The 266-nt window shown below is 36.1% G+C and carries 1 pseudogene; it reads left to right on the forward strand.

Going from position 1 to position 266, the window contains the following annotated elements:
- Window positions 1-125: 125 nt before the first annotated feature.
- A pseudogene (locus R0J88_RS20745) lies at window positions 126-266 on the forward strand (oxidoreductase); the annotation flags it as partial.

A 266-nucleotide genomic window follows, 5' to 3' on the forward strand; every position in this document is an offset into this window, starting at 1 on the left:
AAAAAAGTTTTACCTCCCCATAACCTACTTTTAAATAAAGGGTTTTATATTACTAGATGGGCGAATGTGTTTACTGGTTCGTATATTCAATTTAATTTTTTATTCGTATGCATCAAGGATCGGTTATGAGCCAGCTTTTTTCGCCGTTATCGTTGGGTAAGCTCAGTTTACCTAACCGCATTATTATTGCACCGATGTGCCAATATTCAGCTATTAATGGTGAGGCAACTGATTGGCATACTATTCATGTAGGTCAACTGAGTTTA

Source organism: Pseudoalteromonas sp. SIMBA_162 (assembly GCF_046535955.1).
GTDB classification, from domain to species: domain Bacteria; phylum Pseudomonadota; class Gammaproteobacteria; order Enterobacterales; family Alteromonadaceae; genus Pseudoalteromonas; species Pseudoalteromonas marina.